The 24,165-nt window shown below is 41.2% G+C and carries 23 protein-coding genes and 7 pseudogenes; 9 read left to right on the forward strand and 21 right to left on the reverse strand.

The genetic code is table 11. The annotated features are described in order from the left end of the window. Positions 1–253: 253 nt before the first annotated feature. A complete protein-coding gene (locus tag NQ550_RS15620; protein ID WP_055154370.1) occupies positions 254–883 on the reverse strand; it encodes a reverse transcriptase domain-containing protein in 630 nt (209 codons plus the stop codon). 194 nt (positions 884–1,077) lie between these two features. Between NQ550_RS15620 and NQ550_RS15625 the strand changes: the two genes are divergently transcribed. From NQ550_RS15625 to NQ550_RS15635, 3 genes are read left to right on the forward strand one after another with little or no spacing between them, the layout of a single operon-like run. After that, entirely contained in the window at positions 1,078–2,313 is a 1,236-nt protein-coding gene (locus NQ550_RS15625; RefSeq protein WP_021922142.1) for a site-specific integrase, read from the forward strand. Beyond that, positions 2,306–3,289, forward strand: coding sequence for a tyrosine-type recombinase/integrase (locus tag NQ550_RS15630; protein ID WP_021922143.1), 984 nt, complete (start codon positions 2,306–2,308; stop codon positions 3,287–3,289). The genes NQ550_RS15625 and NQ550_RS15630 overlap by 8 nt, the downstream gene beginning before the upstream one ends. After that, a complete protein-coding gene (locus NQ550_RS15635; RefSeq protein ID WP_021922144.1) occupies positions 3,270–4,283 on the forward strand; it encodes a site-specific integrase in 1,014 nt (337 codons plus the stop codon). Before NQ550_RS15630 ends, NQ550_RS15635 begins: the two co-directional genes overlap by 20 nt. A 44-nt stretch (positions 4,284–4,327) precedes the next feature. Here the strand turns inward: NQ550_RS15635 and NQ550_RS15640 are convergent, their stop codons facing one another. Both NQ550_RS15640 and NQ550_RS15645 read right to left on the reverse strand, forming a co-directional pair. Further along, a complete protein-coding gene (locus NQ550_RS15640) occupies positions 4,328–5,116 on the reverse strand; it encodes a reverse transcriptase domain-containing protein (RefSeq protein WP_259838006.1) in 789 nt (262 codons plus the stop codon). Positions 5,117–6,171: 1,055 nt separating this feature from the next. After that, entirely contained in the window at positions 6,172–6,690 is a 519-nt protein-coding gene (locus NQ550_RS15645) for a nitroreductase family protein (protein ID WP_025579184.1), read from the reverse strand. 123 nt (positions 6,691–6,813) lie between these two features. Here NQ550_RS15645 and NQ550_RS15650 point away from each other — a divergent pair, with 123 nt between their 5' ends. Then, on the forward strand, positions 6,814–7,137 hold the full coding sequence (locus tag NQ550_RS15650; RefSeq protein WP_025579182.1) for a winged helix-turn-helix transcriptional regulator: 324 nt from the start codon (positions 6,814–6,816) through the stop codon (positions 7,135–7,137). A gap of 64 nt (positions 7,138–7,201) precedes the next feature. Here the strand turns inward: NQ550_RS15650 and NQ550_RS15655 are convergent. The 12 genes and pseudogenes from NQ550_RS15655 to NQ550_RS15710 form a co-directional block, all read right to left on the reverse strand. Beyond that, positions 7,202–7,972, reverse strand: a pseudogene (locus NQ550_RS15655) (conjugal transfer protein); the annotation flags it as partial. A gap of 5 nt (positions 7,973–7,977) precedes the next feature. Beyond that, positions 7,978–8,472: pseudogene (locus NQ550_RS15660) on the reverse strand (antirestriction protein ArdA); the annotation flags it as partial. Positions 8,473–8,532: 60 nt separating this feature from the next. Continuing rightward, positions 8,533–8,724, reverse strand: coding sequence for an antirestriction protein ArdA (locus NQ550_RS15665; RefSeq protein WP_259838010.1), 192 nt, complete (start codon positions 8,722–8,724; stop codon positions 8,533–8,535). Positions 8,725–8,870: 146 nt separating this feature from the next. Beyond that, complete coding sequence (locus tag NQ550_RS15670; RefSeq protein ID WP_025579179.1) at positions 8,871–9,200, reverse strand: type II toxin-antitoxin system RelE/ParE family toxin; 330 nt, start codon at positions 9,198–9,200, stop codon at positions 8,871–8,873. Beyond that, complete coding sequence (locus NQ550_RS15675; RefSeq protein WP_025579177.1) at positions 9,197–9,505, reverse strand: type II toxin-antitoxin system RelB/DinJ family antitoxin; 309 nt, start codon at positions 9,503–9,505, stop codon at positions 9,197–9,199. The genes NQ550_RS15670 and NQ550_RS15675 overlap by 4 nt, the downstream gene beginning before the upstream one ends. Before the next feature lie 79 nt (positions 9,506–9,584). Continuing rightward, the gene (locus tag NQ550_RS15680; protein ID WP_004844214.1) at positions 9,585–9,806 is read right to left on the reverse strand and encodes a hypothetical protein; all 222 of its coding nucleotides are present in this window, start codon (positions 9,804–9,806) and stop codon (positions 9,585–9,587) included. A gap of 10 nt (positions 9,807–9,816) precedes the next feature. Beyond that, a pseudogene (locus NQ550_RS15685) lies at positions 9,817–10,152 on the reverse strand (helix-turn-helix domain-containing protein); the annotation flags it as partial. 158 nt (positions 10,153–10,310) lie between these two features. Then, a pseudogene (locus NQ550_RS15690) lies at positions 10,311–10,916 on the reverse strand (ATP-binding protein); the annotation flags it as partial. Positions 10,917–11,131: 215 nt separating this feature from the next. Next, a pseudogene (locus tag NQ550_RS15695) lies at positions 11,132–11,914 on the reverse strand (ATP-binding protein); the annotation flags it as partial. A gap of 68 nt (positions 11,915–11,982) precedes the next feature. Next, complete coding sequence (locus tag NQ550_RS15700; RefSeq protein WP_008787613.1) at positions 11,983–12,186, reverse strand: helix-turn-helix transcriptional regulator; 204 nt, start codon at positions 12,184–12,186, stop codon at positions 11,983–11,985. Between the two features lie 3 nt (positions 12,187–12,189). Beyond that, positions 12,190–12,831, reverse strand: a complete 642-nt coding sequence (locus NQ550_RS15705; RefSeq protein WP_025579173.1) for a DUF2178 domain-containing protein — start codon at positions 12,829–12,831, stop codon at positions 12,190–12,192. A gap of 102 nt (positions 12,832–12,933) precedes the next feature. Further along, positions 12,934–13,158: pseudogene (locus tag NQ550_RS15710) on the reverse strand (DUF961 family protein); the annotation flags it as partial. Between the two features lie 483 nt (positions 13,159–13,641). Here NQ550_RS15710 and NQ550_RS15715 point away from each other — a divergent pair. The 5 genes and pseudogenes from NQ550_RS15715 to NQ550_RS15735 all read left to right on the forward strand — a co-directional run. Next, positions 13,642–14,016 carry a GntR family transcriptional regulator gene (locus NQ550_RS15715; protein WP_021908000.1) on the forward strand — a complete coding sequence of 125 codons (375 nt, stop codon included), beginning with the start codon at positions 13,642–13,644 and terminating at the stop codon, positions 14,014–14,016. 1 nt (position 14,017) lies between these two features. Next, complete coding sequence (locus NQ550_RS15720) at positions 14,018–14,875, forward strand: ABC transporter ATP-binding protein (protein ID WP_025579170.1); 858 nt, start codon at positions 14,018–14,020, stop codon at positions 14,873–14,875. Continuing rightward, entirely contained in the window at positions 14,872–15,513 is a 642-nt protein-coding gene (locus NQ550_RS15725; RefSeq protein WP_049947370.1) for an ABC-2 transporter permease, read from the forward strand. Before NQ550_RS15720 ends, NQ550_RS15725 begins: the two co-directional genes overlap by 4 nt. Positions 15,514–15,530: 17 nt before the next feature. Beyond that, positions 15,531–15,914 carry a DUF3592 domain-containing protein gene (locus NQ550_RS15730; RefSeq protein ID WP_025579167.1) on the forward strand — a complete coding sequence of 128 codons (384 nt, stop codon included), beginning with the start codon at positions 15,531–15,533 and terminating at the stop codon, positions 15,912–15,914. Between the two features lie 169 nt (positions 15,915–16,083). Further along, positions 16,084–16,239: pseudogene (locus NQ550_RS15735) on the forward strand (transposase); the annotation flags it as partial. Between the two features lie 56 nt (positions 16,240–16,295). Here the strand turns inward: NQ550_RS15735 and NQ550_RS15740 are convergent. The 6 genes from NQ550_RS15740 to NQ550_RS15765 form a co-directional block, all read right to left on the reverse strand. After that, entirely contained in the window at positions 16,296–17,381 is a 1,086-nt protein-coding gene (locus NQ550_RS15740; protein WP_025579166.1) for a hypothetical protein, read from the reverse strand. Beyond that, complete coding sequence (locus NQ550_RS15745) at positions 17,378–18,901, reverse strand: HlyD family efflux transporter periplasmic adaptor subunit (RefSeq protein ID WP_025579165.1); 1,524 nt, start codon at positions 18,899–18,901, stop codon at positions 17,378–17,380. The genes NQ550_RS15740 and NQ550_RS15745 overlap by 4 nt, the downstream gene beginning before the upstream one ends. A 26-nt stretch (positions 18,902–18,927) precedes the next feature. After that, complete coding sequence (locus NQ550_RS15750; protein WP_226852677.1) at positions 18,928–19,815, reverse strand: carbohydrate ABC transporter permease; 888 nt, start codon at positions 19,813–19,815, stop codon at positions 18,928–18,930. Continuing rightward, positions 19,812–20,756, reverse strand: a complete 945-nt coding sequence (locus NQ550_RS15755) for a carbohydrate ABC transporter permease (protein ID WP_025579162.1) — start codon at positions 20,754–20,756, stop codon at positions 19,812–19,814. Before NQ550_RS15755 ends, NQ550_RS15750 begins: the two co-directional genes overlap by 4 nt. A gap of 53 nt (positions 20,757–20,809) precedes the next feature. Beyond that, positions 20,810–23,278 (reverse strand): ABC transporter substrate-binding protein, encoded by a 2,469-nt coding sequence (locus NQ550_RS15760; protein ID WP_197724775.1) that lies wholly within the window; start codon positions 23,276–23,278, stop codon positions 20,810–20,812. 84 nt (positions 23,279–23,362) lie between these two features. Beyond that, the gene (locus NQ550_RS15765) at positions 23,363–24,034 is read right to left on the reverse strand and encodes a response regulator transcription factor (protein ID WP_025579158.1); all 672 of its coding nucleotides are present in this window, start codon (positions 24,032–24,034) and stop codon (positions 23,363–23,365) included. Between the last annotated feature and the right edge of the window lie 131 nt (positions 24,035–24,165).

Raw genomic sequence — 24,165 nt, forward strand, 5'->3', positions numbered from 1 at the left:
AATCATCACTTTTTCTTGGTTTGACACCATTTTGACACCAATTTTTTATTTTTGGTGTCAGCTAATTGCTACGCTTTCCAGCCTTGTGATTTCACTCTCAATTCTGGACATCTCACTTACATGGTTATATACGTCCATTGTTACATCTATGTGGTTATGTCTCTAGTAGATATGGGGATTACTCCCCATACCCCTACGCAAAACCGTACGTGCGCTATTAACGCATACGGCTTTTCACTTTATATTTCATACTTTATCTATAAAACAAACTTACCTTAATACTTGGTTCTAACAATGGGAATGTTCGAAGCAGTCCATTAAAAAAGGTATCCGACGTATAACTTCTTTTCTGGCTTCTCCGATTCAGCCATTTATACAATAACCATTTTGTCTGTACTAGGAAATTCTTCACTTCCCTTGTATTGTCGGTCACTCCATAATACTGATAATGTCCCCGCAATTTTGCATTCACTGTTTTAAATATCAGTTCCAATGGCATTGCTCGATGTGCCTTTATCCATTCTTTCATTGCTTTTATCTTACTGCGAAATTTCTTCTTGCTGGTCTTTACCCTACAACGGAAAAACTCTCTCTTTCCGTCCATTCCGCAATAAAATGTGAAACCAAGAAAGTCAAGGGTATCTGGTTTTCTCTCTCCTCTTGCTTTTCTGTTGTGCCTGGCAAACCTCCCGAATTCCAATATCTTCGTCTTTTCTCCTGCCAGTTCCAATCCGTATTTTGCAAAGCGTTCTTCCAGCCTCTGCTTAAATATTTTTGCTTCATACTGGTTCTGAAAACAACAGACAAAATCATCACAGTATCGGATAAGATAACACTCTCCTTTACACTGTCTCTTCACGATTACATCAAACCAGTTATCCAATACATAATGCAGATATATATTTGCAAGTATCGGGCTTGCTCCATTTCCTTATGACGAGATAAACGTTATGACGAGATAACGCTGATTATCTGCGTAAATACGGAATTTCTTTAAATTTATCTCGGCATAATACAAGCAAAAATGCTACACTTTGTTATTCTGTAATCATAAAAAAAGAAAGGAGTCAGAAACTCATGAATCTTGAAATGATTACAGAAGGACTAAAACAACTGTTGCAGGAAAACAACTATTCTTCTGCAACCATCCGCTTTTATGAAGGTGAATGGAATAAGATCCAGTGCTTTCTTACGGAAGAGTACGGAAATACCGAATACGATATGGAACGGGGACTTAAATATCTCGAAAAACAATACGGCTTCATTACGAAATATAATAATGGAACGCTTTCCCAACAGAGAGTCCAATTGCTCCGTGTTGTGCATATGCTGGAAGATTACCGTTTGCATCAGGTGCTTACCAGAAGATACTATGCCTCAAAAAATCCTATTACGTTGAATGCGTACTATTTAAATTTATATACGGATTATTTAGATTTTCTGAATTCTACGGAACTGTCAGCAAGTACAATCGGACATTATAAAGGGATTTCCAGGGCTTTTATGGACTATCTTCAGCAGAGGAAGATTGGAACTATAGAAAATATCACTATGGATGTTTGCAATTCTTATCTGAAAACGCTGGCAGGGTATAGTTTTAAGACCATAGAACAGAATGTTTGCGGGATCAGACATTTTCTGCGTTTTATTTATTCTATCGGAATACTCTCCACTGATTATGCTGAAAAGATCCATATGCCTGCTGTTTCCAAAAGTGCCAAAATACCTTCTGCATGGAAACTTGATGAACTGAAAGCAATGCTTTCGGTCATTGATCGGAACAGCCCTATCGGAAAACGTGACTATGCAATGATCCTTCTTGCATGTGTTCTTGGTCTTCGGATTGGAGATATCAAAAACCTGCGTTTCCAAAACTTTAACTGGGAAGATAAAAAGCTGTCTCTCATACAGCATAAAACACATAAACTATTAACTCTGCCAATACCTGATGCGGTAGGCTGGGCGGTGATCGATTATATCAAAAATGGGCGACCTCAGTACTACGAATCGGATCAGGTGTTCCTGAAACATATGCCGCCATTTGATCCTATCGGCAATGAAAACCATATGCAGCAACAGCTTGTAAGATACATGAGGAAAGCAGGTATCGACCAGCGTACAAAAAAGCACTCCGGCTTTCATTCCTTAAGACATTCTGCCGGCTCCATGCTACTGGAAATGGAGACACCGCTTCCGGTCATTACAGATATCCTTGGGCACTCTGATTCTGATGTAACGGCTGTTTATCTGAAGACAGATCTGCAGAAACTGGCCGAATGTGTGCTTTCACCGGAGGAATTCTGCCATGGATAAAGAAATCTATAACAGCATTTTTCAAGAGGAGATCCATGATCTTATAGCATTAAAACGTGCACTTGGATTCTCTTATGAATCAGAAGCAGGCTCCTTGCGACGCATTGACACCTTTTTATGTGAAAACAATCTTTCCGAAAAGCGTATCTCTAAAGAGCTTTGTGACCTATGGTGCAGAAAAAGGACTTATGAAACTGTCACAAATCAGGCGAGCCGTATCAGTGTCATGCGGGTTTTCTGCAAATATCTCAACGATATCGGGATTCCTGCATATATTCCGCCGAAAAGGATCACCCGGAAAAGGAGCAGATACGATGCACATATTTACACAGATGAAGAACTTCAAAGTTTTTTTGATGCAGTTGACAAAAGTCAGTCGGTGCCGGATTCCTGCCCGTATCGTGCTGATGTGATGCCGGTCTTTTTCCGTATCCTGTACACCAGTGGAATGCGTGTTTCAGAGCTGCGCCTTGCCAGAATCCGTGATATCAACCTCGGAGAAGGATATATCACTATTCACGAGGCCAAAAATCATAAAGAGCGGTATGTCCCCATCCATCCTTTACTTACAGACAAATGCAAGGAATTAAAAGAAAATATCCATGTCCATTCATCCGATGATGAATATTTCTTTATGCTGCTTCCGGGAAGACCGATGACTTTAGGAAATGTATATAAAAATTTCAGGCGCTATCTGGAACAGGCTGGGATCTCTCACACTGGAAAAGGTCCCCGTATCCATGACTTCCGCCATACTTATTGCATAAATCTTCTCCGCAAATGGAGCGATGAAGGAAAAGACCTGATTGCGTATCTTCCATATATGCGTACAATGCTTGGACATGAAAGTTTTGAGGAAACAGCGTATTATCTAAAACTTACGGCGGAACGTTTTCCATATATAAAAGAACGGATGATGGAATCTTTTCCTGATCTGATCAGGGAGGCAGTTATCAATGAACACGAATTCTACTGATTTTGCCTGTCTGGTCACAGGATTTTTAACGGACTATCTGCCGCATCATAGATGTTATTCCAGGAATACCATTCTCAGTTACAGAGACACTTTGAAACTGTTCCTTCGGTTTTTAAAAGAAGAAAAAGAGACCTCTCCGAATTCTTTTTATATCAAGGACTTCAAACGTGAACTGGTGATTGAATTCCTGGAATGGTACCGGAACAACGGGGCTGGTATAACTGCAGCAAATCAACGGCTGGCTGCATTGAAAGCATTCAGTGATTATGCACAGTTGGAACATATCGAGTACATTGCCCCTTTACAGAATGTCTCTGGGATCAGGGCAAAAAAGGCTGCACCGAAAGAAGTATCTTTCCTGACTGTGGAACAGATGTCATCACTTATAAACAGTCCGGATGTTAATTCCCATACCGGTTTCCGACACAGGGTGATCCTGACACTTTTGTATGACAGTGGGTGCAGAGTTCAGGAATTATGCGATATCACGATAGCCGATATATCGTTAGGTTCTGTTGCAACCGTAAGATTACACGGAAAAGGCAACAAATATCGTACAGTCGTGATAGCAGACGCAACAGCAAAACTTGTCGAAAACTATCTTAGCCGGTACCGTTCATACGCTGTAGGAACCGATTTTTTGATCACTAACCGTTATCATCGAAAGATTGACCGCGATGGTATCTCTTATATCATAAAAAAATATGTAGATGCGATCCGCCAAAAAGATGCAACATTCCCAGAACATGTACATTGTCATATGTTTCGTCATTCAAAAGCAATGCATATGTTGGAAGCCGGTATCAATATCGTCTATATCAGAGATTTCCTCGGGCATGAGGATATTTCTACGACGATGGTTTACGTGAGAGCTGATAATCGTCTGAAAAATGATGCGATAAATGCACTTGCTCCAAAAGTTACTGAGGAAAGAGATTTTCCTGACTGGAACAAAGATAAAGATCTTTTACAGTTTTTAAATTCCTTAAAGTAGAGAATTATTATGCCGAGTTACGCAAATAGAAACACTGGCAAAATCTAAGAATACTGAACGTATCTCGGCATAACATCTATCTCGTCATAAGGTGGATTATGCCGAGCTCGGCATAATCCACCCTGTGGGGTTCCCCGTTCGCTGTCGAGATATTTGCCATTTTCCATGACTCCGGCTTTCAGGAATTTATCTATAATCTCAAGAAATTTCCGGTCTGCTATATCATGTGCCAACATCTTCATCAGCCATTCATGGTCTACATTATCAAAGAAACCTTTAATGTCTGCTTCTACCACATAGTTTGTCTTTCGATACTGCACCATTTCTATGATTTCCCTTACTGCCTGATGGCAGTTCCTGTTCGGGCGGAATCCAAAACTCTCATTATAAAACTTCGGTTCATAAATCTGCTCCAGTATCTGTGCAATCGCATTTTCCACCAGTTTATCTTCATAACTGGAAATTCCAAGCGGTCTCATTTTGCCTTTTGTTTCCTTCGGAATATAAACACGCCTTGTTGGATTCGGGCGATAGCTTCCGTTTTTCATCCTTTTCACAAGATTTGCGAGATTTTCTTCCAGATTCTTTTCGTAATCCTCTTTTGTCACCTTATCAATCCCATACGCTTTCTTTCTGTCCATAGTCTTATGGATTGCTCTCAGCGTATCCGCATTGATGTAGGCTGCAAGATTCTGAACCTTTCTGTCGGTTCTGTTTGCTTTTGCGATATTATACTGTATTCCAAGTAACTCATTCACCATGTTCATCAGCTCTCTTTTGTCTGCATAGTTCTTTGTTCTTGAAGCTATAAAGTGCACAGCCCTTTTCTCCATCTGCTTTCACAGACTTCTGCGATAATATGGCTGTGTCGGACTTCCTGCCATTCATTTGGATTCCTAACGCATTTCTTTGTTTTGGTTTCCATACCTTTTTTAAGGAAATGACAGGATCTCAGCTGTTCCGATAACATACTTATCATCAACCTCGCCAAGCTCTCAGACTGGGGGATGCCGCTATAACCTTGCCATATCGGTCATAACAGTATTGTCTGCTGTGTAATAGAGCACATCGACCATTTCCAACCTCATAATAATTTCCCAGCTCAATCACTTCACTTTCGTTTCGGCTCTGTTGCTCCCTGTCCTACGCTTAAACCTAATGTTACCATTTCGGTTCCAAGGACTCGGTACAGGCGGTTGGCTAGACCTTACCTGATAGGATTTTTTTTTCCTATTGTATGATTATCAGCTTACCAAAGCGTACAGAATTTCTTCCGCTCGCTAGGGGAAATCAACTATGCTGATTTCACAGCTCGCACCTATAAATATTATACCATATATCACAAGAAACATAAATGAAAAAGGGTGTTATTCTTCCAGATATGAGAGGTAATTTTTAACTTTTTCTACCGAATAAAGAACCCTACGTCCAATCACAATTTTTGCTCCTGCCTGTTCTCCAATCTTTCTTGCAGTAGCATGACCACAAGATAACATTGCAGATAATTTATCTATATTACCGTTATCGGCTGTGAGGTTGGTCTTTCTTTTGTTTTGTTCATTTGTCAGTCCTCCTCTCTTTCATTTTCCAGATATTCGTGTTATAATCAAACTAGAATAATATAATACCACTCTATATATAGAGTTTCTTAAATCATTGTATTTGTCAAGGAGTGTGAAATATATGTTATCAAAATCAGCTACTATGCTTTTAGGGCTTATTACTCATCAACCACTTAATGACGGATATTGTCTTAGCTGAAATTAGCGGTACAGAACGACTTTTTAAAGCTACAACAAAATAGAATATATGGAAATAAGGCTTGCGGAGCATACTATATAGAGTATGACGCAAGCCTTTTGTCCCAACCTATAATCTCTGTCCAAATTTATAAATAATCATAAGAAACTAATTCTTCCATAGGAATACGTGTTTCTGAATGACGTTCTGAATCTTCTGCAATACCTTTTCCATAACCGATAGCCAAAATATTGATAGGCTCTAAATTATCCGGTAACTGAAATTCTTTCTTGATTACATCTGGTTTAAAAAAGCATACCCATACAGTTCCTAATCCTAATTCTGTCGCCTGCAACATCATATGATCTGTTAAGATAGAAGCATCTATATCTGTCGTCTGTTTATTATCGAAAGGTCTTGTCCATGCCTTTGAATGGTCTGCACAAACGATAATTGCCAGTGGAGCATTGTAAATATTTCCAGCTTTAGCAATGCTTTTTAATCGCTCTTTGTCCTGTACCACTAACAATTTAACCGGCTGTAAATTCGCCGCAGTTGGTGCAACATGAGCACAAGCAAGTATTTTTTCTAACTTTTCTTTTTCAACTGGTTTATCTTCATATTTTCTAACAGAATATCTTTTCTTAGCAATATCTAATAATGACATATTAAAATCTCCTTAATTCTTGTATATTAGGTCAACCTGTACTATAATTCTATCTGAAATAGTATTTTTATACAAGAACGCACTATTTTGTAATATACTATCCAAAAAGGAAGTGAAGATATTATGGGAAATAATTGTTGTGGTTTTAGCTGTCCAGTTGAGGCAACCATTCAACTTATTGGTGGAAAATATAAAGCTGTTATTTTATGGCATTTAATGAACAAAACGTTACGGTACAATGAAATTCATAAACTAATTCCGAAAGCGACTGATAAAATGCTAGCTCAACAGCTTCGAGAGCTTGAAAAAGATGGACTTATTAACCGTAAGGTTTATCCAGTTGTTCCTCCAAAAACAGAGTATTCTTTAACAAAATTCGGGGAAACACTGACACCCATTCTTGATGAACTATGTAATTGGGGAGAACAATATTTGATTCAAAAATAATGTCATGGTAAATAACTTTTTATAAATTATTTACCATGATATTCTTTTAGCATTTTTTACAAACTTATTCTACAATCTTCCAGTTATCGTCCTTATGAAGCACAAGCTCATACTGTGAGATTTGCGTCATTTTCGACTTGTTATCCAGATACTTTACGGACACGCTGACCTTGAGGTTGTCGCCGTCTATGGTAAAGACAGGGTTTACCAGTTCTGAAAAGACATAGTCGCCGGATACAGGAGCAAGCACACCGTCTTTGACATAGTAGGCAAGTTCCTTTTCCGTAGCTGTCGGGTACAGCTTAAAGAATGTTTCCAAGAAAGAGGTAGCGTCTTTGACTGAATCGGAGCTGACACTGACATCGGCTTTCTGTGCTTTCGGTTCATACTTTGATTTCTGTACCGCCGGAGCAAGGGTAGGATTCTGGGTAATGACCATTGCACCGTCCTTATCCACATGAACGGTCACTGTGTAGTTTTCTGTGACTGCCTGTGTCTGTTCTCCCTCTTTTACCTGCTGATCTACTTCGTAGGCAACGGTAAAATCGTCCGTTCCAGACTGTTCTATATTCCAGACCAGCACATTTGTAACAGTCGCACTGGTTGGTATATCCGTTCTGATGGTATCGGCGTTCAAGTCCTGTAATTCTTTGGTAAGGTATTTACTGATTTCCGTTGTCCTTGCTTCAATCGTTTCTTTGTTGGTATCCCATGAGTAATAGGCTTTCGCAAAGTTCTTGACGAAATTCTCAATACCGTTGGTATCGTTCAATCTTAGCTGAATGATTTCTTTTTCATGTACCGTGTGGGTATCAATGGCGGTAAAGTTCTTATACGCAGTACCTCAAAGATACCAGCGTTCGTTGCAATAAATGTCCCCTCTATATCGAGGTCACGCCCGTAGGCTTCATAGTCAATATAGTTCTGTAAAGAGGACAGGATTTCTCCGAGTGACTGTTCTTCATCAATCAGATAGTAGGCTAAATCGGTCATAGTTTCACAGCCGGAATACAGAATGATGTCATCTTTATGCTCCACCAGTTCTTCCAGACTTCCATAATAGGATACGAAACTGTCCAAGTCGTCCAACAGGTAATCTGGTAATTCTTCTAACTGCTCATAGATACGGTTCAGTTCCGAAATGGAGATATATTCGCTAATCTCCATCGGGAAGTTGTCCGTATCATGGATTGCGTATTCTTCGTACTCCGCATTTAAGCCGATACGTTCTGCAATCACTTCTTCGTCCAACGGAAAAGAGAACCAGTCCCCGACCAGTTCTCCCTCGTTGTATTTGCCAAGATTGGCTATATAGACTTGCATATCATCAATCATAAGCGGTCACTTCCTTTCACTCATCGTATTCATAAAATCTGCCATAAGCAATACCCACCATCAGAGCTTGAACATACCATTGTTGCAGACCGCATAACATCCTTTTTCTTCCAGCTCATGGGCGTAGGCTTCCAGATTAAAGTATTTCTTTCCTTTTTCGGATAGAGCAGAAAATTCAATATTGATAATCTTTGCTGTCAGCTTCCACGCCGAGCAGGTCACGGAACAGCTCATAATCAATGGGTAAATCAAACCAGCGAGAGGTTTTATCCTCTGCTGATTTGGTCGTTTCAATCAATACGCTACATTCTTCCATCGTAATTCAGTCCTTTCTTTTTAATTTTGAATATGAAAAAAGCAGTCGATCATAAATGAAAGACTGCTTTAAATCATATCCTTTATTGCTTTGTGTGGAGATTTAACTGATTGCCTATGTCCCGTCCGGCATACATTACTCTAAGTATTGTTACAACCTTTTTATCGCTATCTGGAATATAAAGTACCACATAATTGTCTACTGGTAATACACGAAGTCCACGACTTTTCCACGGTTCTTTTTCATATTTTCGATAACGCTCTGGCATCGTATCCAGACTTAATATCTGTTCTTCCAGACGGTCAAGTTGTCCGCTTGCATTTTCCGGCGATTGCAATTCAAAAGCAATATATTCAAAAATTCCTCTCAAATCACTGTCAGCCTGTTCGGATACTTCTACTTCATATATCATAAGCCATAATCCTTGCGAATGTCAGTAAAGGCTTTCTTCGCATTTTTTGTCCGTCCAGCCTGCATATCCGCATATCCTTTCTCCAATTCTTCATTGAACTCTGCTTCTGATAATGTGCTGATGTCAACAGGTCTGGCAGATGGTATTTTTACTTCAAACGGAAGTCCTCTTTGTAAGATAATCTGTTTATAAAACATATTGATAGCACTGGAAGCAGGGATACCAAGTGTAGACAGGATACTTTCTGCTTTTTCTTTGACATCTGGTTCAATCCTTGCATATAAATTTGCTGATTTTGTAGCCATATAAAACATCTCCTTTCGTGAGTAGTATTTCCATCTATCTTTATTATATACAAATGTCCGCACAATAGCAATACTAATTTTACGCTCCAATAATCTTATTGAATAACTGTAACAATACGTCTTTTACGCCGGACGCATTGAATACAAGACCAACGGCTACTAAGGCAACTACCAAGAATCCGATAAGTTTGGAAAACTCACGCTTGAATCCCAAGTAGATACCGATAACAACAATCGCCATCAACACAAGGCTCTGTGCGTTGCTTAAAAACCAGTTATAAAGGTTCTGTCCAAAATTCAGTATTTCTTTTCTCCTCATGTATCATGTACTGGATATTGAGCTTTAAGATGTCCTTAATGATGTGTCCAATATCCAGTGTCGGAAACCGTATTCTCACATAATCAAACAGCATGGTAAGCGGTGCTTCTGGATTGAATTTTTCCAGAGCTTCCAAAAGTTTCACTTTCATTTCTTCTGTGACCGCCACCTTGCCGGATTCGATACGGCTTAAATGTTCACGGCTGATTCCAGCCATGACCGCAAGTTTCGTCTGGGATACACCGTACTGCAAACGTCTGTCTGCAAAATCCTGTATCCACTCTGTATCATTCAGTGCGATACCCCCTTTACGAAAAAACTGTGACATTTTATATCCGATGTCACAGCAGTAAAAAAAGCTACCAAACGCTTGATTTCAGCCAAGAATCGGTAACTTTTGTGTATGTTTCCTTGTGATTTGTGCCCCTCTGTTAGATACCGAGGGGCTTGATATATGCTGGCGTGGCTACCGCCACACCAGCAAGGCTAGTCCGTACCTGTGGCTTTCGCTCCGCACGCCACCTGTCCGTCCTGCCTTATGTGTGCAAGTTTCCCAATCGTACCTAAGAAATCATAGCCTTTGGGTACAAGGGGAGTGTAAAATTCAGATATGACGCTTGTTCCCACATCACAATATCCACGCCCTTTGATTCGCTTCTGGAAAAACTGCTTTTTCACATCACTTCCAAAGAGCATACCGTAGCCGAGTTCACTCATGCGACCAAGCCCCACACGGAAGTTAAAGTTATCTCTGATACCGTCCCCGAAATACTTTGCGTCTGGACGCTGGCAAGCCACAATCAGAAAGTATCCAGCCTGTCTACCGAGCATGACGATTTTCTTTAACTGGCTTAACAGGGCGGTGCTTTCCTTTGTCGTGAGCATTTCCAAGAACGCCACATATTCATCAAAGATAAGGAATTGTGGAGCAAGCCCCAGATAGGCATAGTTTTTCCCTGTACGATAGTTCGGGTGCAGTTTCATTTCTTCCGAGCGTGTGACCATGCCCTCATAAAAGGCATTGACGCAGTCAATCATATCGTCTTTCGTGTGGTAGACATTTCCCATGACCGTTCCCAAGTCTGCAAGGTCAGATAGCGATAGGTAACTCTTACGGTATCTCTCTGCCGACTTCACCGAGCTTCTGACAGACCTATGTTTACTCATAATCCTGCCAGTCGGAGTATTAAAGTAGCCTTTCAGGGCGTTACCCCATCATTCGACTGTTCGTGTGTTCAGTTCTCCAACACAATTTTAATTGATTGTGCAGTGTCTACTCTTTTCAAGTAGAAACGTCTCGCACCGTTCTTCGGGTCTAAGATGTAAAGGACAGCGTCGGTATGCAGTAGGGCTTCAATCAGTGTCAGTAAAAAGTATGTTTTACCGCCACCCGTCCCACCAGCAATCAGAGCGTGAGGGAGTGTGTCATATTCCCAGACAAGATTTTTCATCAGTCTAAGACAGCCGTTTTCTGCCAATACTTCATCAATGGTAATGCGGTTTGCTATCATATCATAAAGCAGGGTATATTCGATATAGCCGTCATGCAGGGTCTTGTCGGTCAGCTCACAATACAAGCCACTTTCCAATTTATCCTCTAACCGTAAAAGCTGGTCTTGATATTTTCCCAGCGTAATTTCACAGCGGATATGAAGCAGTCCCTTTTCCATTTGATAATAAATCTTTGGAAACCAGACGATTTTTTCCCTTGATCTGCTTTGCAGGTCAGTAAAAAAACCGCTGTCTTGTACAGTATCTACTTCATACCACTTATTTTCCAGTATCATTCTTGCCAGCTTTTGACGGTGCAGGAGCTTCTTGAAACTGTTGTAACAGAAGCAGTAATACAGAAAAGCTACCAATGCACAAACACCAGTCGCTATCAGTATGGTTATGAAGTTGTAAGGGGAAAGTGTCAAGCCATTCTCTAACAAGCTGAAATGCTCCCAATCGGTACGCATGAGCTGTTTGATATTCAGTAGCAAAAGAACCGCTACAAATACAAACAGAAGCGTTCCTATGGAAAAGTGATAGACAAGGTGCTTGTCGCTGGCTCTGATACGGTGTCCTTTATTCCAAATCTTACGCATAAAACAATCTCTCCTTTCTGTGTACGAAAAAAGCAGTCAATCCTAAGACTAACTGCTTTAAACTGTCTTTATTCAAAAATAAATATATCTTCTATCGGAGCTTTTACAGCTCTTGAAATATCTATTGCCAATTTAAGTGACGGATTATATTGTGCTTTTTCTAATCTCATAATAGTTTCACGACGAACACCTACAATGTCAGCGAGTTGTTCTTGTGTTAATTCTTGTGCTACACGATATTTTTTTAAATTACATACAAACTTTGCTTCCATAATTTATTCCCTTTTTTCATAACGATATAATAAATAGTTGCTAAGAAAAAGAACAAGAGCATAGATAAGTGAAACAGAAATCAGCATAAATATTGCACACCACTCAACATTACGGGAAAACATACCTATTGCCATAAGCCAGATAACTACAAATAATAGTTTAAAACCTATCTTGTAGGCTTCTAATTGTGCCTTACGTTTATTTTCTTGAAAAAGCTCATCTTCTAAGATATGAGAAAGTTTACCTTCAAAGAAAAAACTGAAAAAACCAAAAAATATGAAAAAAGCAAAAGGAAATATTTCTCCAAATTTATAGTATGTCCAAAATCCGCCAAACCCCAGAAAACCAAACATTCCACAAAATCCCCAGTAAGGAGAAATTGTTCTTGAATATCGTTTTTCCCTGCTGTTTTTTGAAAAGACATTTTTAAAGCAGATAATTACTATATAGATAGCATATAGTGCTATTAAAGCTCCAATTACTAACATAGGAATATCCTTGTAAGAAAATACATATTCCGACATATCCATATTTTTGACCCAGCGTCCATCATTGTATAATAGGGAGTAGATTGTACCAACAATAAGCAATAAAGCACACCCTACCCCCATAAAAATAATTTTTTTAATTTGTTTCTTTGACATATTTATCTCTCCTTTCAAATGAGATGTTTTTGTATCTTTATGAGATAAATATATCACTCTGCGTTGTTCGTGTCAATCAAAATTAAGACAAATACATCACTTTTATTTCTTCGGCTGTCCCTGCGGTGTAGGGTTCTGTAGACTGCCTGCGTTCTGGTTACCTTTATTCTTCAATACAATATCCTCTGCCTTTACATACCAGTCCACATCTGCACCCGTATAGGTTTTTCGTGATACCGTATCAGCTACGGGATTGACAAGCTCCACAACTGCATTGTACGGAAATTCCCTTAATGGTACTTCTGGCGGTACAGACACGGGGATAATGAACTAAGACAAAAGCTACGCTGTAATAACAAGTGATGAGTGCTAATTTTTTGTGAAGATTTTGTTAAGCCTTGATTTAACGGGCTTCACAGGGATTTTTCACTTGCTTTCGCACTCGTTTTTCTTGATTTGACCACATTTGTACCAATAATTATCAATGCAATTCCATATAATACTTTTATTCACTGTATATTTAATTTTATCCAAGCGCTCCTTTCGTATCGAGGGTTTGGGACACTTCCCAACAAGCAATTTTGCAGGGCAAAATACGGAAGTGGGTACTCATTTCCTATGCTTGCTATGAAAGTTTTATCCCTTGTTATCTACTACAACGGAAAGCCCCATTTGCCAAAAGAGAGTAAAGAAAAATCCTGTAATTCCTCTCTATCTGTTTGTTTTCAGTATTATATTGACAATAATGTGTCTGTTGTTTATAATGTGTATATAGTTACATCACACTAGAAGAAAGGGGCGAGGGGATTTGTGAAAATACTAATTTCAAATACTTCTGACACTCCCTTATACCAACAGATAAAAGACCAGATTAAGGACGCCATATTAAAAGAAGAATTGGTTGAAGGGGACGCACTTCCCTCTATTCGGGCTTTTGCTAATGATTTGAAAGTGAGCGTCTTAACAATTCGACGGGTATATGAGGAGTTAGAACAGGAGGGATTTATTGTAAGTCAAGTAGGAATTGGGACATTTGTATCTACAAGCAATCTTGAATTACTCCGCGACTCCAAACGACGGCTTGTAGAACAAAAAATGGCGGATATGATACAAACAGCAAAATCACTGAAAATCAGTAAGGAAGAACTTAATTCCATGATGGATATTCTTTACGAGGAGGATTGAAATGAACGATATTTTGACAGTCAGCGGTTTAAATAAGTCGTATGGCGATTTTTCTTTGAAAGATGTGACATTCTCTTTGCCAGAGGGGTGTATCACAGGTTTTATTGGTGTCAATGGAGCAGGTAAAACAACAACGCTGCGGACGCTTTTAGGTCTGACGAACAAGCTATCCGGCAAAATTCAGTTTTTCGGTCTTGACATGGATAAGAATGAAAGAGAAATCAAAGACCGTATTGGTATAGTTTTAGACGGCGGGGGATTTTACGAAGAACTTTCGCTGGGTGAAATGAAAGTAATTATTTCATCTGCGTACACTTCATGGTCTGAACAGGATTTTAAGCGGTACATGGATATGTTTTCGCTTGACCCGAAGCAAAAAATCAATAGCCTTTCCAAAGGTATGAGAATGAAGTATGCTCTTGCTTTAGCTCTTTCTCATAACGCAGAACTTTTGATTATGGATGAGCCGACAAGCGGACTTGATCCTTTAGTTAGGGGGCAGCTTTTGAAAATCTTAACTGAGTACATGGAAAATGGCGGCAAAGGTGTTTTCTTTTCGACACATATCACCTCTGACCTTGATAAGATTGCCGATATGCTAATTATGATTGATAACGGGCGTATCGTCTTTCGAGAGGAAAAGGATACCTTGCTTGACACATATCGGATAGTCAAAGGTGATAGCGGAGCTTTAACAACTGATGCTCGCAAGCTTTTTTTATCTATATCTGAAACTGATTTTGGATTTACAGGAATTACAAAACAAATATCCGAAGTACGGTCTTATATTCCCAACATTATGGTTGAGCGTCCGACGATTGAGGATATTATGCTTGGAAATATCGGAGGTGAAAAATGATGTTGTTCGCCCTACTAAAAAAGGATTTTCTGATTGTAAAAAAATATGTGCTGATTATGCTTGTAGTTATTGCGCTTATCCCACCTGTCATGCGTTGGCGGACACCGGAGTTTACGGGAGTTTTTGGATTTATTCTTTCTGTCATTTTTGGCGTTTTCATGCTGTTGCAATATGTATCCCTAAAAGAGTATCAATTTCCAAAAGCTACGACATTACTATGTGCCACACCATTTTCACGGAAAGCGATAGTTTCATCAAAATACATTTTTTGCATGGCTATATATGCAATCTGTTGTATCGTTTTTGAACTTGAAACCTTGTTTATGCCCGGATTAGGAACATCAGATATCAAGCTGTTTGCATTTATGTTTCTTATAGTATCTGTTTTTATTGGTATTTATTTGCCAATACAGTATAAGTTTGGATATGAAAAAACAAAGTTTGCCTTTGGGGTGATTATTATGGCTTCGCCATTTATTCTGCCACTGCTTATGAGAGCGGGAAATCTAAACTTGAACTTCCTCTCTATGTTTTCACCATACCTTGTTTATGGCGGTATTGTCCTTATTGGTTTTGCGATTTTAGCAATATCAGCATCTTTGTCTATAAAGATTTACGATAAAGCAGACTTGGCGTGATAAAGAAAGGTGGGACTATGGATAGAGATACTATTTTTCTTTATGTCATTGCTGCGATAGCATTGTGTTTTGGATTGATAAACTGTATTCAATTTTTTTTAAAAGGAAACAAAACGGCACAAACCGTCGGTACGATTATTTCTTTCAAAACAATAAATCCAGAAAACTCAAAATTTCGTAATTCAAAATGGGTGACCGTTTCGTATAAAGTGAATGGAAGAACGTATCAGTCCCAAAACTGCATACAAGTACCAATGGCGTCACAGATTGGAACAACCATTACCGTGCGTTATGACACGCAAAATCCAGAAAAATTGTATAGTTTTTCCATTTTACGAATTATTGTATCACTTATCGTTGCTGCTATCTGCATTGCAGCGGCTATATTCAATCTTGTATAAGATAAGGAGGATTGAGATTATGCCACATTTTCCAGGTTGGTTTGTAGCTATATGTGTTTTACTTCCTGTTTCCAATGTTATATACAAAACATGGAAGAACAATAAGAAAAAATAGTTATCAAAGAGCCTGACACACAGTCACAGAGCTGATGAACTATGAGAAATTGTAGTCCATACCGTCCGCTTAAAACTGCTGAAGATTGCTGCAAAAGTAGTTCATTCAGCAAGATATATCACATTCAAGCTGTGCAGCAGCTGCCCTTATAAGAATGAATTCTATGAGACATTTTCAAATATCGGTAAGCTGAATGTACAGTTGGAATAGCAACTATTAACGAACCTTGATAGCCTAATAACTGCTTAGAACTTTGCCAGAGGGATTTAATTCTGCTCCACTGGAAAATCCTTCCCTCGCCTTCCTCTGTCAGAGATTCTGTCATATCCCTTTTCATATACTTTCCACAACAAATACAGAAAACAGGAACCCCCTCCTGCACAAACCGTTTTCCCGCCAAGAATCATACCTTCCGTCTGGGATACCGTCTTCGGAAGCATCAGATACAGCTTAAATTCTGCCACAGCCTGATCCACCTTTTCTTTCCAGAACCCAAAGTCAGACCACCTTGACGGAATCCATCCCTCCGGCCAGGTCAGATGTGTAAAAAGAAGCCAGACCACCGTCCCTGCCATTACACTGTACAGCAGGTTGCAGAACCAGTACTCTGCATCTTTCACTGTATAGTTCTTTTTTTCTCTGCTTATTTCCGTCCACAGACTGCCAGAAAGAACCGCCGGAAGCAGCAGTAATGCCGCCAGTCCTGCATTTTTCGGTAAAGTCGAGGATACCACAGTTCCCTGAAGTCCGTATTTCATCAGAAATCCGTTCACTGTACTTTCTTCGGTTTCTCCATTTCTCCTTCTGATAAACAAACGATTATAAAAAAGTTCCGTCTCGGTATCATCCGCAGAAGCCGCCCCGAAAACCAGAATTTTCTGCCCCCAGTCCGCAACTTTCCTGACAGTATAAGTACGTCCCTGAAACAGAATCTGACCACCCGGAACCTTATTGCCAAAGAGCTCCCAGGCAGTTGTACCATCAATCACGCAGCCATCCGGATCACCTTCTGTCAGAGCTGCTGCCTGCCAGTCATACCCTGCGGGATTTCCCTTAAGATACACAGTCATCGCCTGTGCCTGCCGGTTTCCTTCTTTCGCAGAAATCTCCCTCAACCCTGCATCTGCATAAAAACATACATCATAAGGCTTCTCACTTTTTCTTTCCTGCTTCAGGATATTTTCTGCTCCTTTCCTGTCAGGATAAGCTGCGGACAGAAACACCGATACTGCTGTATCATTTCTGATCTGCACATAATTATAGACTCCCAGAAAATAAATACAGAAAATAATCAGCCACACAGTCAGAGTACCGGCTTTCCTTAAAAAGGCACTCTGACTTCTGACACTCATTCCTCCAGCAGCCTGATCCGGCTGCCGCTGCTGATCTCTCTGTCACTGGAAGTCACGATTTTCTGGTCACTTGATAAATCCCCGTTCTCCAGCGCAGCAGTGGAAGAATTTTTATCTTTCACATTCACATACGTTTTTCGCGCTACCAGTACCTCACCCAGGACGGTGTTCTGTGTATCTGTCACATAAACATAGTATCTGCCATTTTCCTCATACAATGCGCTCAGCGGAACACAGACATTAAAAGGACCTGCATCCTGAGAAATTGTAAATTCCGCAGTATCTCCTATGGAAAGAGTTCCCTCCGGTACCTGTACAGAAAGAATGTACTGATTTTCATTACTGCTGTCCTCTTTCACAGACTCCACTTTCGCTCCTGTAATCTCTTTTTCATCCGCACCTTTTAAAATTACCTCTCCGCCACTCTTTATGTATTTCAGATCATCTTTGCTGACCTCTGCCTGAAACCGAAAGGTTCCTTTGGATTCATAAAGGACAACCGCAGCTTCCGCTCCTGTCTGGCTTCCTGTCACTGCACTCAGACTCTTTATCACACCATCACAGGGTGCTTTCACTTTTCCCTTTCGTGCCAGCACTTTCTGCAACGTTTCCAGATCTTTCTGCGCAGTCTCAAGTTCCGCCTGCGTATTCTCCAGCGTGGAATCCGAAGCATCACCGATCTGCGTATCCCGGATTGCCTGCTCTGCTGACTGAAGTTCTCTTCTGCGGCTGAGCATGGCTTCATTGACCGCCTCCTCTTTCGCCCGGATATCATCAATCAATGCCTGCTCCTGAGAATTGTCCTGCGCATTCGAATTGTCGCCGTTTCCTGATGTATTTTTATTCCCTTCGCCATCTGTGCGATCCGTATTTCCGGAATCATCGGAGTTCTCCGGATCATCTGTATTCCCGAAATCGTCTGTATTTCCCGGATCATCAAACTCGCTGGAATCACTGAACTTCTCCTCATCCGGTATCTTATCCTGTACGTCATTCTGCGCCGCATCCCGCTGTGCGTAATAATCCTGAAGCTTCTGTCTGGCTATGGCTGCCTCATTCTGTGCCGCCTGCACACTGTAATTTCCGCTGGAAACCGCACTGTTATAATTTTCCTGTGCATCTGAAAACTCATTATTTCTCTTCTGCTGATTCACAGATTCTGCACTGATCAGATCATTGATCTTCCCCTGCAGAACATCTATGGCATCCTGTTTTTCCTTTATGGTTTTTTTTAGATATTTTACAGAAAACTTCAGCAGCGCATCCCCTTTTTTCACATTCTGTCCTTCCTGCACATAAACCTGCTCCACCTTCTGTCCCTCCTGGGTAAAAACTGCCCGTTCTCTGGTTCCCATCACTTTACCTGTGCCGGTCACCTCATGCGTGATCACCTGATTCTGAGCTGTTTTTGTCTCTACCTGTGCTACATTCACCGAATCTGCCGCCCTGGACAGAAAAGTAAACAAAAGCATCAGGGCAAAAAATCCTGCCAGAATTTTTATCAGTTTTATTTTCTTCATAGATAAATCCTCTCGTTTCTGTCGCTCTATTCCTTGATTGCCGTGGATATGATCCCTTGTTCCAGATAATCCTGCCCTGCCAGAAAAACAATCACTGCCGGGATCAGAACCAGAACAGATACCGCAAATGCCTTTCCTGTCTGGGAGATATCGATCTGTGGAAGGTACAGAGACAGCGGCCACAGACTTTTGGTCTTCAGAAATGCCATTGGCTGTTCGATCAGATTCCAGTATTCCAGAAATCCCAGAACCAGTGCCGAAATGATACCCGCAGAACCCAGAGGGATTCCGATTCTGATAAAAATAAGCAGCTCACCCGCCCCGTCCAGCCGCGCAGATTCCATCAGTGCCTCCGGAATACTCTCAAAGAAACGATACATGATAAAAACCGGAAACGTGGAAAAGGCCGCCGGAAGAATAATCCCCCACAGATGATCCAGAAGTTTCATCTGATCCAGAACCAGATAATTACTGAGCATCATTACCTGAAAGGGCATCATCATCAATGCCACATAGATCATAAACAGCAGATTTTTTCCCGGAAAACGATATCTGGCAAATCCCCACGCTGCCGGTACTCCCACCAGGATCTGCCCTGCCAGAACTCCGACAGTAATCTTTACGGAATTCCAGAACATCACAAAAAACTCCGGAGAATCCAGCAGGACTTTCACATAGGATCTCAGCGTCGGATAAAGCGGAAGTACTCTCCAGAATACATAACTGACTGCCTGACCGGAAGCAGATCCACTGTCTGCTGTCAGTACCGCCCCCAGAAGATCATTTAATTCCTTCTGCCCCATCAGTGATCCTGTAACTGAAAAAAATACCGGAAATACTGCCACCAGTGCAAGGAGTACAAGGAGCAGGCTTCCTATCTTCCTGATACGGAATATCTGCATAACTTTTCTCATTCTGCCCCGCCTTTCCCCCAGGCTTTCCACAATCCCAGGATCAGCAGAAAAATCACCAGTCCGGTCACCACTGCCGCAGCCGACATCTTATCCAGCGACAGGTCCCTGTACCAGTTGTTAAACAGATGCTGAAGCAGATACATTTTTTCCTGCGGATAATCACCGGCCACCAGATATGCCTCACGGAAAACCTTAAATGCATTGAGTACAGAAAGTACCACGATCGTAAAAAGGGACGGGAGCAGATTCGGGAGTGTGATCTTCGTAAAACATTTCCACTCCCCTGCCCCGTCCACTTTTGCTGCCTCGTAAAGTGCCGCCGGAATGGCAGACAATCCTGCCATCCAGAGCACTACATCATATCCAAGATTTCTCCATATATAACTGATCACCAGTACATAAAAAGAAGCACCTGTATTCATCCAGTCAGTCGTCTGAACAGATAACATATGAAGCAGGTGATTCCATAAGCCCTGATCGTCAAAAAGCAGTCTCCACAGAAGTACCACTGATGCTACGGGGATTGCCATTGGCAGAAGAAAGAAACTTTTCAGAATCTGCGTAAATCTTTTCTGCCCTGCAAGCAGGACTGCTATGATCAGAGACAATACCACCAGCAGCGGCACACACACTCCGAAGAACCGAAGTGTGTTGCCTGCTGCCAGACGAAACGCTTTGTTTGCAAATATCGTCCTGTAGTTCTCTATCCCCACAAATTCTCCATTCACTGCCCCGCAAAAAGATCTGCGGATCACATCCACATACGGGATCAGCCAGAAAATGCAGACACCTGCAAAACTCGGAAGAATAAAAGCCAGACCTTTTTCTGTATTTCTGAAAGCTGCACATCTTCTGCGATTTCGTTTCCGACTAAACAGCAAATCTGATTTTGCGTTCCGTTTCTCTGTTAAAGATAAGTGTTCTTTTAAATTAATCTTCATTCTCTTAAACTCCCTTAACTTGCAGTATTGGGTAATCAGCAGCAGACAGCAGCTTATTCAGATAAATACAGATTTACTTCCTGCATGATCTCTTTCACAGCATCATCCAGCCCCGTTTCTCCATTGAGGTATTTCTCACCGGATTCCGTTACTGCATTTCGGATGATCTGATTACTCTTTGCAGGTACAGTAAGTATTTTTCCCAGATCCATGATGTTCTGTATTGCTTCATCTTCCGGAATGATCTCGTCCATCTCAAGCTGTTTGATATTACCATCTCCCGTATCATAAGAGGTTCCGATCGAGCCAATGGTATCTCCACTGGATTTTCCCATTTTCCAGTAAGCCATATCTTCATAAACCTTGCTGTTTACAGCCAGTCCTTCATCATTGCTTGCTCTCTGGGATTCCTCTTCAAACAGGAACTTTACGAACTTCTCTGCCGCTTCTTTTTCAGATGCCTTTGCACTGATTCCCACAATGCTCCTTGGATAGAAACAATTCTCGCTTTGTCCGTTCAGAAGTCTGTAATCCAGATCCGGATCTACTTTTTTTGCAGAATCCAGATACACCAGACCCTCCGGTGAAAGCAGACCGCCTGCCGCCACTGTATTGACTTTTACAAGCAGATCCGTTATCGATCCTGCAATATTTGTATATCCGGAACGATCTGAATTCGCCCAGTCATCACCCATCTGGTAAGCTTTCTTTGTCTCTTCTATCGCATCCTTCTGAGTCTGCCAGATCCTGTTTACCTGCTCCAGATATTCTTTCAGTGCATCTTCTTTGAGGGTTCCGTCCTCGTTCATCCATGCCGATGTACTATTGTCTATGGTTCCCTGTATCATCCCGGACGGTGATATGGAAAAAGAGCTGAAAAATTTCAGTTTTCCATAGCTGTCTTTCTGGCTTTCCGCTGCATCAGCCTCTGTTGTCAGATCCGTAATTCCGGCGATGATATCCTTATTTCCCTCTATCATCGGAATGCCGAACTTGACAGGCATGGTATAAATGCTTCCATCCTCTTTTGTATATGCATCTTTGATATTTGGCAGGATATCTTCGTCTTTTAATACCCCGCTTAAATCCTCCAGCATTCCTCTCTCTATATAGGTATCCTCTGAAATTCCATCCAGCAGCAGAACATCCGGTCCTGTTCCGGCCATGATCTCTGTATTGAGCACTTTCAGCGCATCCGTATCTGTGACGGAATCATCTCCTGACATTCCCGCCTCAATATTCACATAAATATCCGGATATTTTTTCTGGAAAAGCACTGCTGCCTGTTTTATGAAGTTACTGTCTTTCAGGGAATAAACTGTCAGCTCTGTATCCGGTGTCGTTGGGGTATCTTTGGAATATACATAGGAATAAATTCTGATATCCTCGCCTGCATTACAGCCCACATAGAAATTTCCATCGCTGTCCTGTCCCCATGCTACAGTTCCTGTATCCGGTGAACTGAGCGAAGTCAAGGAACCATCGATTATCTGTTCCACTGTGCTGCCTCCCAGAACATATCTGTAAACACCGGTATGATCAATATAAAAAAGGCTGTTATCCTCATCTCCCTTTAAGAACATAAGCGGAAAACTGCTGGTTGTTGTCCAGTTGACATCCTGCTCATCAGACTGGATCTGCTCTGTAAGCGCGCTGATATTGTCCAGTGGTTTTCCAGTATCCAGATCATATCCGTGAAGAGTCTGATCCTGAATGGTAAACAACATTTTTCCTGCTGTTCCGATAAAATCAACACGGATTCCTTCCTCATATCTTCTCACCAGACTTCCATCTGAAGGATTGATCTCTGCTACGCCATTGCCTGGATCTACGATAAGAACTGTCCCATTCTCTGTGAAACATGCCTGAAATGTATAGGAAGACTGAATCGTATCTCCGGTATCAACTTTCTGTACATTTCCATCAGGGGAAAGATAGAAAAATTCCATTTTCAGGTTGTCATACGCAGAATCCTCTTCCCCACTGTCGGCTGTTGTCTGTGCATTTTCATTGTCCCTGTCAGGAGACAGATCTGCCCCGACAAATATACTTCCATCCGCTGCTGCAGAAACAACGCTGATATATTCTCCCAGATTCTCCTTAAGCCCCAACAGTTCTTCCAGACTTTTTCCATTCGTCCAGGTTTCTCCATTATCTGCAGAATCTGCTGCATAATAACAGTTATCTGCTGTACTGTAATAAACCATGCGCAATGCACCTGAGTCGAGTACTTTGACATCTCTCAGAAACTGGCTGTTTTCAGGTACTGTAAGATCATTTTCCAGAAAACGTCCCATTGCTTTTGCGCTCTCATCTTTTGTTTTTTTACCATCTGAATTGTCGGTATTTACATTCACAAGATCTGCTGTATCTGCATTCCCTGCCTGATTGCTGCTTCCTGTTTCTCCTTTGCTTCCGGAATTTTTTCCATCTGCACCGCCACATCCGGCAAGCAGGCTGCCGGTAAGTGCGATCACTCCGGCAACGGCGATTCCCTGTTTCCACCTTTTTATTTTTCTCATATCAGGATATACCTCCATGTTTTTATTTTCTTTCTGTCCCTCTCAGGATAAATGGATTGTAACAGGCAAATCTCTAAACTTTCTCTAATTTTCCAGCCGATATCCAATTCCCCGGACGGTTTTCAGGTTCAGTGTACTTCTGACACTTTTTAATCTTCGCCTCAGAAAATGAATATAATTATCAAGATTTCCATCCTCCACCTCGCTGTCTGCTCCCCAGACACGGTTGAGGATTACCTCTCTCGGAAGTGTCTGACCGGCGTTTCGAAGCATCAGCTCCAGAAGTGCTCCTTCCCGTTTGGAAAGGGTACATTCCTTTCCGTTTCCTTCCAGTCTGCCGCTTTCGGGATCAAAAATAAGATCTCCGAGCGATAATACTGCCGTGTCCTCCCATCTTCCGGGTCTTCGAACCATGCACTGTATTCTTGCCAGAAGTTCTTCGAAGGCAAACGGCTTCACCATATAGTCATCTGCGCCGCCTTTCAGTCCGGTCAGTTTATCCTGTAATTCCCCCAGTGCAGTCAGCATGATCACCGGTGTGGAAACATGATTCTTTCTGGCTTCCTGCAAAACAGTGATGCCATCCATGGACGGGAGCATCCGGTCCAGGATCACCAGATCATGGCTTCGTTCTTTCATATAATAAAGCCCTTCTTCTCCGTCATCGCAGATATCTGTCTCATAGCCTTCTTTTTCGAGCTGAAATCTCATGCTCTCTGCCAGTTCCCTGTCATCCTCTATCAGTAAAATTTTCATCTGTTTTCATCCTCCTGATCTTTCATTATACATGAGTTTTCTCTAAATTGTCTCTATACTCGGTTACAGGAATTTTTTTAGAGATTATTTACAGGTTTTCATGATACAATTACCATACAATCTCATAAAGG

Source organism: Blautia wexlerae DSM 19850 (assembly GCF_025148125.1).
GTDB lineage: Bacteria > Bacillota > Clostridia > Lachnospirales > Lachnospiraceae > Blautia_A > Blautia_A wexlerae.

Bases quoted from the DNA above. Each gene is read 5' to 3' on its own strand.
- NQ550_RS15625 (WP_021922142.1), top strand. From the start codon at position 1,078: ATGAATCTTGAAATGATTACAGAAGGACTAAAACAACTGTTGCAGGAA.
- NQ550_RS15630 (WP_021922143.1), top strand. From the start codon at position 2,306: ATGGATAAAGAAATCTATAACAGCATTTTTCAAGAGGAGATCCATGAT.
- NQ550_RS15635 (WP_021922144.1), top strand. From the start codon at position 3,270: ATGAACACGAATTCTACTGATTTTGCCTGTCTGGTCACAGGATTTTTA.
- NQ550_RS15640 (WP_259838006.1), bottom strand. From the start codon at position 5,116: ATGGAGAAAAGGGCTGTGCACTTTATAGCTTCAAGAACAAAGAACTAT.
- NQ550_RS15645 (WP_025579184.1), bottom strand. From the start codon at position 6,690: ATGTCATTATTAGATATTGCTAAGAAAAGATATTCTGTTAGAAAATAT.
- NQ550_RS15650 (WP_025579182.1), top strand. From the start codon at position 6,814: ATGGGAAATAATTGTTGTGGTTTTAGCTGTCCAGTTGAGGCAACCATT.
- NQ550_RS15670 (WP_025579179.1), bottom strand. From the start codon at position 9,200: ATGATATATGAAGTAGAAGTATCCGAACAGGCTGACAGTGATTTGAGA.
- NQ550_RS15675 (WP_025579177.1), bottom strand. From the start codon at position 9,505: ATGGCTACAAAATCAGCAAATTTATATGCAAGGATTGAACCAGATGTC.
- NQ550_RS15700 (WP_008787613.1), bottom strand. From the start codon at position 12,186: ATGGAAGCAAAGTTTGTATGTAATTTAAAAAAATATCGTGTAGCACAA.
- NQ550_RS15705 (WP_025579173.1), bottom strand. From the start codon at position 12,831: ATGTCAAAGAAACAAATTAAAAAAATTATTTTTATGGGGGTAGGGTGT.
- NQ550_RS15720 (WP_025579170.1), top strand. From the start codon at position 14,018: ATGAACGATATTTTGACAGTCAGCGGTTTAAATAAGTCGTATGGCGAT.
- NQ550_RS15725 (WP_049947370.1), top strand. From the start codon at position 14,872: ATGATGTTGTTCGCCCTACTAAAAAAGGATTTTCTGATTGTAAAAAAA.
- NQ550_RS15730 (WP_025579167.1), top strand. From the start codon at position 15,531: ATGGATAGAGATACTATTTTTCTTTATGTCATTGCTGCGATAGCATTG.
- NQ550_RS15740 (WP_025579166.1), bottom strand. From the start codon at position 17,381: ATGAGTGTCAGAAGTCAGAGTGCCTTTTTAAGGAAAGCCGGTACTCTG.
- NQ550_RS15745 (WP_025579165.1), bottom strand. From the start codon at position 18,901: ATGAAGAAAATAAAACTGATAAAAATTCTGGCAGGATTTTTTGCCCTG.
- NQ550_RS15750 (WP_226852677.1), bottom strand. From the start codon at position 19,815: ATGAGAAAAGTTATGCAGATATTCCGTATCAGGAAGATAGGAAGCCTG.
- NQ550_RS15755 (WP_025579162.1), bottom strand. From the start codon at position 20,756: ATGAAGATTAATTTAAAAGAACACTTATCTTTAACAGAGAAACGGAAC.
- NQ550_RS15760 (WP_197724775.1), bottom strand. From the start codon at position 23,278: ATGAGAAAAATAAAAAGGTGGAAACAGGGAATCGCCGTTGCCGGAGTG.
- NQ550_RS15765 (WP_025579158.1), bottom strand. From the start codon at position 24,034: ATGAAAATTTTACTGATAGAGGATGACAGGGAACTGGCAGAGAGCATG.